Origin of the sequence: Pseudomonas sp. CAN1, assembly GCF_030462585.1 — a bacterium.
Taxonomy (GTDB): domain Bacteria; phylum Pseudomonadota; class Gammaproteobacteria; order Pseudomonadales; family Pseudomonadaceae; genus Pseudomonas.
The window spans coordinates 21,780-30,080 of sequence record NZ_JASMRU010000048.1; the positions used below are offsets into that span (position 1 = coordinate 21,780).

8 protein-coding genes are annotated in these 8,301 nt (G+C 66.1%); 2 read left to right on the forward strand and 6 right to left on the reverse strand.

The annotated features are described in order from the left end of the window. Positions 1-429 precede the first annotated feature (429 nt). Genes lpdA through QO207_RS29520 form a run of 4 tightly spaced genes read right to left on the reverse strand, consistent with a single transcriptional unit; the run spans position 430 to position 5,419 of the window. The gene (gene lpdA / locus QO207_RS29505) at positions 430-1,836 is read right to left on the reverse strand and encodes a dihydrolipoyl dehydrogenase (protein ID WP_301535795.1); all 1,407 of its coding nucleotides are present in this window, start codon (positions 1,834-1,836) and stop codon (positions 430-432) included. Between the two features lie 14 nt (positions 1,837-1,850). Then, positions 1,851-3,137 (reverse strand): dihydrolipoamide acetyltransferase family protein, encoded by a 1,287-nt coding sequence (locus QO207_RS29510; RefSeq protein ID WP_301535796.1) that lies wholly within the window; start codon positions 3,135-3,137, stop codon positions 1,851-1,853. Then, positions 3,138-4,190: an alpha-ketoacid dehydrogenase subunit beta gene (locus QO207_RS29515; protein ID WP_151187003.1), complete on the reverse strand. Its 1,053-nt coding sequence runs from the start codon at positions 4,188-4,190 to the stop codon at positions 3,138-3,140. Continuing rightward, positions 4,187-5,419 carry a 3-methyl-2-oxobutanoate dehydrogenase (2-methylpropanoyl-transferring) subunit alpha gene (locus QO207_RS29520; protein ID WP_301535797.1) on the reverse strand — a complete coding sequence of 411 codons (1,233 nt, stop codon included), beginning with the start codon at positions 5,417-5,419 and terminating at the stop codon, positions 4,187-4,189. The genes QO207_RS29515 and QO207_RS29520 overlap by 4 nt, the downstream gene beginning before the upstream one ends. A 272-nt stretch (positions 5,420-5,691) precedes the next feature. On the opposite strand from QO207_RS29520, the gene QO207_RS29525 reads away from it, so the two are divergent. After that, positions 5,692-6,153, forward strand: coding sequence for an Lrp/AsnC family transcriptional regulator (locus tag QO207_RS29525; RefSeq protein ID WP_015477328.1), 462 nt, complete (start codon positions 5,692-5,694; stop codon positions 6,151-6,153). 287 nt (positions 6,154-6,440) lie between these two features. Here QO207_RS29525 and QO207_RS29530 read toward each other — a convergent pair whose 3' ends face one another. Beyond that, a complete protein-coding gene (locus tag QO207_RS29530; protein ID WP_301535798.1) occupies positions 6,441-7,403 on the reverse strand; it encodes a GlxA family transcriptional regulator in 963 nt (320 codons plus the stop codon). A 260-nt stretch (positions 7,404-7,663) separates the two neighbouring features. Here QO207_RS29530 and QO207_RS29535 point away from each other — a divergent pair, with 260 nt between their 5' ends. After that, a complete protein-coding gene (locus QO207_RS29535) occupies positions 7,664-7,906 on the forward strand; it encodes a DUF2790 domain-containing protein (protein WP_301535799.1) in 243 nt (80 codons plus the stop codon). Position 7,907: 1 nt separating this feature from the next. Here the strand turns inward: QO207_RS29535 and QO207_RS29540 are convergent. Beyond that, on the reverse strand, positions 7,908-8,301 hold a 394-nt coding region (locus QO207_RS29540; protein WP_301535800.1), incomplete at its 5' end, for a methyl-accepting chemotaxis protein.

The following is an 8,301-nucleotide window of genomic DNA, read 5'->3' on the forward strand; positions in this document are numbered from 1 at the left end:
GGAAAAGGCCTGCAGGAGCAAAATGTACCAGATAGTTAATTTGGTCAATGTGACAGGGGATCGATGGCTTATGTCGGGATATGCCGAGTTAAATTCACTCAAGTGGGGCTAATGACGGCGATCTTGTAATTACGTGCGCATCATCGTGTGCAAATGAAAACAACAATCTGTGCGGTGATCGGCCACGTACGTAGGAGCGGACTCCGTCCGCGATCGGTATCCGCCGTGAAGAAATCGCGGATGAATCCGCTCCTACGGAGCCGTTCGGGCCCAGCGTAGGGCGAGTAACGCCACAACGTTATCCGCCGCCAGCCCAACGGCGGATAACCCGTTCCGGGTTATGCGCCCTACGACAAGCCCGCTAGACAAAAAAGACCCGCCAAGCGGCGGGTCAGAAGGGGAAGCCTGGAGAGTTGGAGAGCGGCGGCTTCAGACGTGCAAGGCATGCCCCAGCGCGCGCAGCGCAGCTTCCTGCACCGCTTCGCCGAGGGTCGGGTGGGCATGGATGGTGCCGGCGATGTCTTCCAGGCAGGCGGCCATTTCCAGGGACTGCACGAAGGCTGTCGATAGTTCCGACACCGCCTTGCCCACGGCCTGCCAGCCGAGGATCAGGTGGTTGTCCTTGCGCGCCACCACGCGAACGAAGCCGTCGCTGGATTCCAGCGTCATGGCGCGGCCGTTCGCAGCAAACGGGAAGCTTGCGGTCAGCACCTCATAGCCTGCGGCCTGGGCCTGTTCCGGCGACAGCCCGACCACCACCACTTCCGGGTCGGTGAAGCACACCGCCGGGATCGCCGTGGGGGTGAAGGCGCGGCGCTGGCCGGCGATGATCTCGGCGACCATCTCGCCCTGGGCCATGGCGCGGTGGGCCAGCATGGGCTCGCCGGCGATGTCACCGATGGCCCAGACATCGCGCATGGAGGTGCGGCACTGCTCGTCGATCTGCACGGCGCGGCCGTTCATGTCCAGGCGCAGGGTGTCGAGGTTCCAGCCGGCGGTGTTGGGATGGCGGCCGACGGCGACCAGCACCTGGTCGGTCTCGATCACCCGCTGCGAGCCGGCGCCATCCTGCACGCGCAGGCCTTTGCCGTCCGGCTCCAGGCCCATCACGCTGTGGCCCAGGTACAGCTCGATGCCCAGCTTGCGCAGGGAGTTGGCGACCGGCTTGGTCAGCTCCTCGTCATAGGTCGGCAGGATGCGCGGCTGCGCTTCCACCACCGTGACGTCCACGCCGAGCTTGCGATAGGCAATGCCCAGCTCCAGGCCGATATAGCCACCACCAACCACCGCCAGGCGCTTGGGCAGTGTCTTCGGTGCCAGCGCTTCGGTGGACGAGATGACATTGCCGCCTACCGGCAGGAAGGGCAGTTCCACGGATTTCGAACCGGCGGCCAGCAACAGGTGTTCGGTGTGGATGTGCTGGGTGCCGCCTTCGGCGAGATCGACCTCGACGGTCTTGCCGTCGACGATCTTCGCCCAGCCGTTCACCACGGTGACGCCGTGCTTCTTCAGCAGCGCGGCGACGCCGGTGGTCAGGCGGTCGACGATGCCGTCCTTCCATTCCATGGTGCGCTGGATGTCGATGCTCGGCGCCTGCACGCTGATGCCCAGCGGCGACTTGCCGGCGAACTCGCGTGCTTTCAGGTATTCCTCGGCGGCGTGGATCAGCGCCTTGGAGGGGATGCAGCCGATGTTCAGGCAGGTGCCGCCCAGGGCCGCGCCTTCCACCAGCACGGTGCGGATGCCCAGCTGGCCGGCGCGGATCGCCGCGACGTAGCCGCCGGGGCCGCCGCCGATCACCAGCAGGGTGGTTTCGAGAGTCTGGTTCTGTTTCACGTGTAGGGCTCCAGTCAATCGATGAACAGGGTGGCGGGATGTTCGAGCAGGGCGCGCACGGCCTGGATGAAGGCCGCTGCGTCCATGCCGTCGACCACCCGGTGATCGAAGGACGAGGACAGGTTCATCATCTTGCGCACGACTACCTGGCCGCTGACCACCATGGGCCGCTCGACCATGCGGTTGACGCCGACGATGGCCACTTCCGGGTAGTTGATCACCGGCGTGCTGACGATGCCGCCCAGTGCGCCGAGGCTGCTCAGGGTGATGGTCGAGCCGGAGAGTTCCTCGCGGCTGGCCTTGCCATGGCGCGCGGCTTCGGCGAGGCGCGCCACTTCCGCGGCGTTGCCCCACAGGTCGCGGGACTCGGAGTTGCGCAGCACCGGCACCATCAGCCCGTTGTCGCTCTGGGTGGCGACGCCCAGGTGCACCGCGCCGTAGCGGGTGATCACGTCGTTCTCGTCGTCATAACGCGCGTTGAGCTGGGGGAAGTCGCGCAGGGCGACGACCATGGCGCGGGCAATGAACGGCAGCAGGGTCAGCTTGCCGCGTGCCGCAGCGTGTTTGGCATTGAGGTGCACGCGCAGCGCTTCGAGGTCGGTGACGTCGATCTCCTCGACGTAGCTGAAGTGCGGGATGCGCCGCTTGGCCTCGGCCATCTTCTGCGCAATCTTGCGGCGCAGGCCGATCACCGGGATCTGGTGTTCGTCGTGGCGTGCGGCGTAGCCAGAGGCGATGGTCGCTCCGCCGTGTTCCAGGAAGTGTTCCAGGTCTTCACGGAGGATGCGTCCGGCCGGGCCGCTGCCCTGGACGAACTGCAGTTCCACGCCGAGGTCGCGGGCACGCTGGCGCACTGCCGGCGAGGCCAGCGGCTTCTCGCCCGGCGCGCGGCGCGGGGCCGGCGACGGAGCAGGGCGCGCGGCCGGGGCGACCGGCTTGCTCTCGACGCGCGGCGCAGGCTTGGGCGCTTCGGCGACAGGTGCGGGTTTGCTTTCCGGCTTGGCTGCCGGCGCTTCTTCATGGGCCTTGGCTTGTGCCGCTTCGCGGTGGTTACCGCTGCCTTCCACTTCCAGGCGGATCAGTTCGCCGCCCACGGCCATCACCTGGCCGGGCACGCCGCCCAGGGCAAGTATCTTRCCGGCCACCGGCGAGGGGATTTCTACTGTGGCCTTGTCGGTCATGACTTCCGCCAGCAGCTGGTCCTCATGGACCTCGTCGCCGACCTGGACATGCCACTCCACCAGCTCGACCTCGGCGATACCTTCGCCGATGTCCGGCATCTTGATGACGTGAGTGCCCATTCAGACCTCCATGGCGCGCTTGAAGGCCGCGCCGACGCGCGCGGGCCCCGGGAAGTAGTCCCATTCCTGGGCGTGCGGGTAGGGAGTGTCCCAGCCGGTCACGCGCGCAATGGGGGCTTCGAGGTGGTGGAAGCAGTTTTCCTGGACCAGCGACATCAGCTCGGCGCCGTAGCCGCAGGTGCGGGTGGCCTCGTGGACGATGACGCAGCGGCCGGTCTTCTTCACCGACTCGACGATGGTGTCCAGGTCCAGCGGCCAGAGGCTGCGCAGGTCGATGATCTCGGCATCGATGCCGGTTTCCTCGGCGGCGGTCTGGGCCACGTAGACGGTGGTGCCGTAGGTCAGCACGGTCAGTTCGGAGCCGGGGCGGGCAATGGCCGCCTTGTCCAGCGGCACGCTGTAGTAACCCTCCGGCACCTGGCTGGCCGGGTGTTTGGACCAGGGCGTCACCGGGCGGTCGTGGTGGCCGTCGAACGGGCCGTTATACAGGCGCTTGGGTTCGAGGAAGATCACCGGGTCGTCGTTCTCGATGCAGGCGATCAGCAGGCCCTTGGCGTCGTACGGGTTGGACGGCATGACGGTACGCAGCCCGCAGACCTGGGTGAACATCGCCTCCGGGCTCTGGCTGTGGGTCTGCCCGCCGTAGATGCCGCCGCCGCAGGGCATGCGCACCACCATCGGCACGGTGAAGTCGTTGACCGAGCGGTAGCGGATGCGCGCAGCTTCCGAGACCAGTTGGTCGGTGGCCGGGTAGACGTAATCGGCGAACTGGATTTCCACCACCGGGCGCAGGCCGTAGGCGCCCATGCCGACGGCGGCGCCGATGATGCCGCTCTCGGAGATCGGCGCGTCGAACACCCGCGAGGTACCGTATTTCTTCTGCAGGCCTTCGGTGCAGCGGAACACGCCGCCGAAGTAGCCGACGTCCTGGCCGAACACCACGACGTTCTCGTCGCGTTCGAGCATCACGTCCATGGCCGAGCGCAGCGCCTGGATCATGGTCATGCTGGTGACCGCCTGGGCGTTCTCGTGTTGCTGGTTCATGGCATTCATACCCCGAGCTCCTGGCGCTGCCGGCGCAGGTGTTCCGGCAGGTCCTTGTAGACGTCGTCGAACAGGTTGGCGGCGCTGAACACATGGCCGTCCACCAGCGAGCCGTGGCGTTCGGCTTCCTTCTGCGCGGCGATCACTTCGGCTTCCAGTTCCTTCTTCAGCGCTTCCTGCTGCTCTTCGGACCAGATGCCGAGGCCGATCAGGTGCTGCTTGAGGCGGGCGATGGGGTCGCCCAGGGGGAAGTTGGTCCAGTCGTCGGCGGGGCGGTACTTGGACGGGTCGTCCGAGGTGGAGTGCGGGCCCGCGCGGTAGGTGACCCACTCGATCAGGCTCGGGCCATGGCCACGGCGGGCGCGCTCGGCAGCCCACAGCGAGGCGGCGTAGACGGCGAGGAAGTCGTTACCGTCGACCCGCAGCGAGGCGATGCCGCAACCCACGCCACGGTTGGCGAAGGTGGTGCCTTCACCGCCGGCGATGGCCTGGAAGGTGGAGATCGCCCACTGGTTGTTGACCACGTTGAGGATCACCGGCGCGCGGTAGACGTGGGCGAAGGTGAGGGCGGTGTGGAAGTCGGATTCGGCGGTGGCGCCGTCGCCGATCCAGGCGGACGAGATCTTGGTGTCGCCCTTGATTGCCGAGGCCATGCCCCAGCCGACGGCCTGGATGAACTGGGTGGCGAGGTTGCCGGAGATGGAGAAGAAACCCTTCTCGCGGCTGGAGTACATGATCGGCAGCTGGCGGCCCTTGAGCGGGTCCTGCTCGTTGGAGAGCAGCTGGCAGATCATGTCTTTCAGCGGATAGTCGCGGGTGATCAGGATGCCTTGCTGACGGTAGGTCGGGAAGGTCATGTCGCCGTCGCGCAGGGCCATGGTGTGGGCGGTGGCGATGGCCTCTTCACCCAGGCACTGCATGTAGAAGGACATCTTCTTCTGGCGCTGGGCGGTGAGCATGCGTGCGTCGAAGATGCGCGTCTTGAGCATCAGGCGCATGCCGCGCAGCAGCTGTTCGTGGCTCAGGTCCGGGGCCCAGGGGCCGACGGCGTTGCCGTCTTCGTCGAGCACGCGCACCAGGCTGAAGGCCAGGTCGGTGGTCTGCGCCGGCTCCACATCGATGTCGGGCTTGCGCACCTCGCCGGCGGGCGACAGGTGCAGGTAGGAGAAGTCGGTCTTGCAGCCCGGACGCCCGGTGGGCTCGGGGACGTGCAGGCGGAGCGGAGCGTAGTCGGTCATGGTCGGTCTCCAGTTGTGATCGTGGGTGTGGATCAGCAGACGGAAGAGGCCATGCCTGGCGGGCGCACCCGGCCGGGTAGGGCTACGGTGCGGGTGCCGCGCGGGGTCGCGGGGCGGGTGGTGACATCACTCATGGTGAGGTCCTCGGTTGTTGTAGTTGTGGTTTCAGTATAGGTGTGACCGATTGGTTTTTTGCTCCAAATTGACTAGGTCTGAGCTTCCGGATTAGTGTGTTTGAACTATAAAAACAGCTCTGGGTAGTACGAAGAAAAATGGCTGATCTCGACCGCACCGACCTGAAAATCCTCCGCGCCCTGGCCGACGATGGGCGCCTGTCCTGGCGCGATCTGGCGCAGAACATCGGCCTGTCGCTGACCCCGACCCTGCGCCGGGTGCGCCGTCTGGAGGAGGAGCAGTACATCCAGGGCTACTTCGCGCGCCTCGACGAAGAGCGCCTGTCCGGCGGCATGAGCGTGTTCGTCTCGGTGTCCCTGGAAAAACAGACCGGCGACTACCTCGCCCGGTTCGAAGAACGCATCGTCCAGGCGCCGCAGGTGATGAGCTGCTTCCAGATGACCGGCGACGCCGACTACATGCTGCGGGTAGTAGTGAAGGACCTGTCGGCCTACCAGCTGTTCCTGACCAATACGCTGACGCAGATTCCCGGCGTGGCGGGGATCAAGTCGGCGTTCGCGCTGAAGTCGGTGATGCTGCGCTCGGCGCCGCCGATCTGAGCGGGAGGCATGGCGCGGGGGCGTGCATTTCGCGGACAAGGTCCGCTCCTACGGGAGCGCAACGGCATCAACCAGTAGGAGCGGGCCTTGTCCGCGAATCCATCCGGCCAGTTGCGAGCTACCTGGTCGAGGGAAGGCGCGAACCCGAGCAAGAGCTATCAGTGAGCGCACAGGTAGGATGGCGTGGAGCGGAGCGATACCCATCAATTCGGTGCACCGACAGCATGGGTATCGCTGCGCTCCACCCATCCTACGGCGAGGCACGCCGGCCAATCTGGCGTGCTGGGTCAGCCGTTGCGGCGGAACTGCTCGCGATACTGCGTCGGCGTCACTCCAAGGCGTTGGTTGAACACCAGGCGCATCCGTGCCGCGCTGCCGAAGCCGCAGCGCCAGGCGATCATCTTCAGGGCCTGGTCGCTGCCTTCCAGCAGGCCGCGGGCGGCGTCGAGGCGGGCGCGCTGGACGAACTCTGCCGGCGTCACGCCCGCTTCGCGGACGAAGGTGCGGGCGAAGCTGCGCGGGCTCATCGCCACCTGGGCGGCCAGTTGTGGCACGCCCAGCGGCTGGTCGAGGTTCTCCTGCACGTAGCGCTGGATGCGCGCCACCGGCGAGCCTTCGTCGGCCGGCGCCTGCAGGAAGGGGCTGAACTGCGATTGCCCGCCCTGGCGCTGCGCTACCACCAGCAGACGTTTCGCCACCGACAACGCCACAGCTGCACCGTGGTCCTCAGCGACCAGTGCCAGCGCCAGGTCGATACCGGCGGTCACGCCCGCCGAGGTCACCAGTGCGCCATCGCGTACATGAATCCGGTCCGGCTCCACCAGGGCCTGCGGAAACAACTCGGCCAGCCGTCGTGCATCGCTCCAGTGGGTGGTCACGTGCTTGCCGTCGAGCAGCCCGGCATGGCCGAGCAGGAAGGCGCCGGTGCAGATCGAGCCATAGCGCGGCGCCAGGGCGCAGGCCGCGCGCAGCCAGTCGAGCAACTCGGGCGCGGGTATCTCGTCGGGCAATTGCGGCCCGCCCGGCACCAGCAGGATATCGGCCGCGCCGTCACCTTGTTCGAGACTGAAGTCGGCACCGAGCAGTTGGCCATTGGACGCGCGTAAAGGGCAGGGCGGCGCAGCCAGGGTGACCACCTGGTAGCCCTGGCCGGCAGGCACGAAGGCATTGGCCTCGGCGAACACGTCCAGCGGCCCGGAAACATCCAGCGCCTGCACGCCGGGGAACAGCAACATGGCTACGCGTTTCATGGCGCCTCCCGATCCGATCGATGGCGTTCATTCTTGCGGGGGAAAGCCATGGCTGCAAACGCTTCAAGGAGGCGAATGCTGCCAATCAGCTAACAACCGGAGTGACAATCACCAAGCGAAACGGGCGGCGAGCCGCCATTGTTGCGTTATCTGAAGAAATGCATTGTCGAAGTCGATCTGTGTAGGAAAGGTCCGATCAGCTAGATTTATGGCAGTGGGCCACGATCGACGCGACCCGCGTGATCCCCGAGGTTCCTGCCATGAAATCCACCCTTAGCGCACTCTTCGCCATCCCCGCCTTGCTGTTGTCCTTCACTGCCTTCGCTGACGATGCCGTGGTCTACCACTACGGCATGCCGCTGGACGTGGCCAAGGTGCTGAGCATCTCGCAACCCAACGAGCGCTGCGAAATCAGCCAGGCGACCATGGTCTACCTGGATTCCCAGGGCCAGCAGCACACCCTCAAGTACCTGCGCCAGACCCTGCGCTGCAACGACGTCTGAGTCAGGCGCGGAACTGCTCCACCAATCCCTGCTGTCGGCTGGCCAGATCGTTCAGCGAACGACTGGCGCTGGCGGCTTGCTGTGCCTGATCGGAAATGCTCTGGGTGACATCGCGGATGCCGGCGATATTGCGGTTGATCTCCTCGGCGACGCTGCTCTGTTCCTCCGCCGCGCTGGCGATCTGCAGGTTCATCTCGCTGATCAGGTTCACCGCCTCGCCGATGCGCCGCAATGCGCCGATGGCCTGGCGCGCTTGATCGACGTTGCCCTGGGCCTGGGCAAAGCTGCCCTGCATGGCGCTGGTGACCGACTGGCCGCGCGCCTGCAGGTTCTCGATCACCTCGCGGATTTCCTCCACTGACTCCTGGGTGCGCCGGGCCAGCCCGCGCACCTCG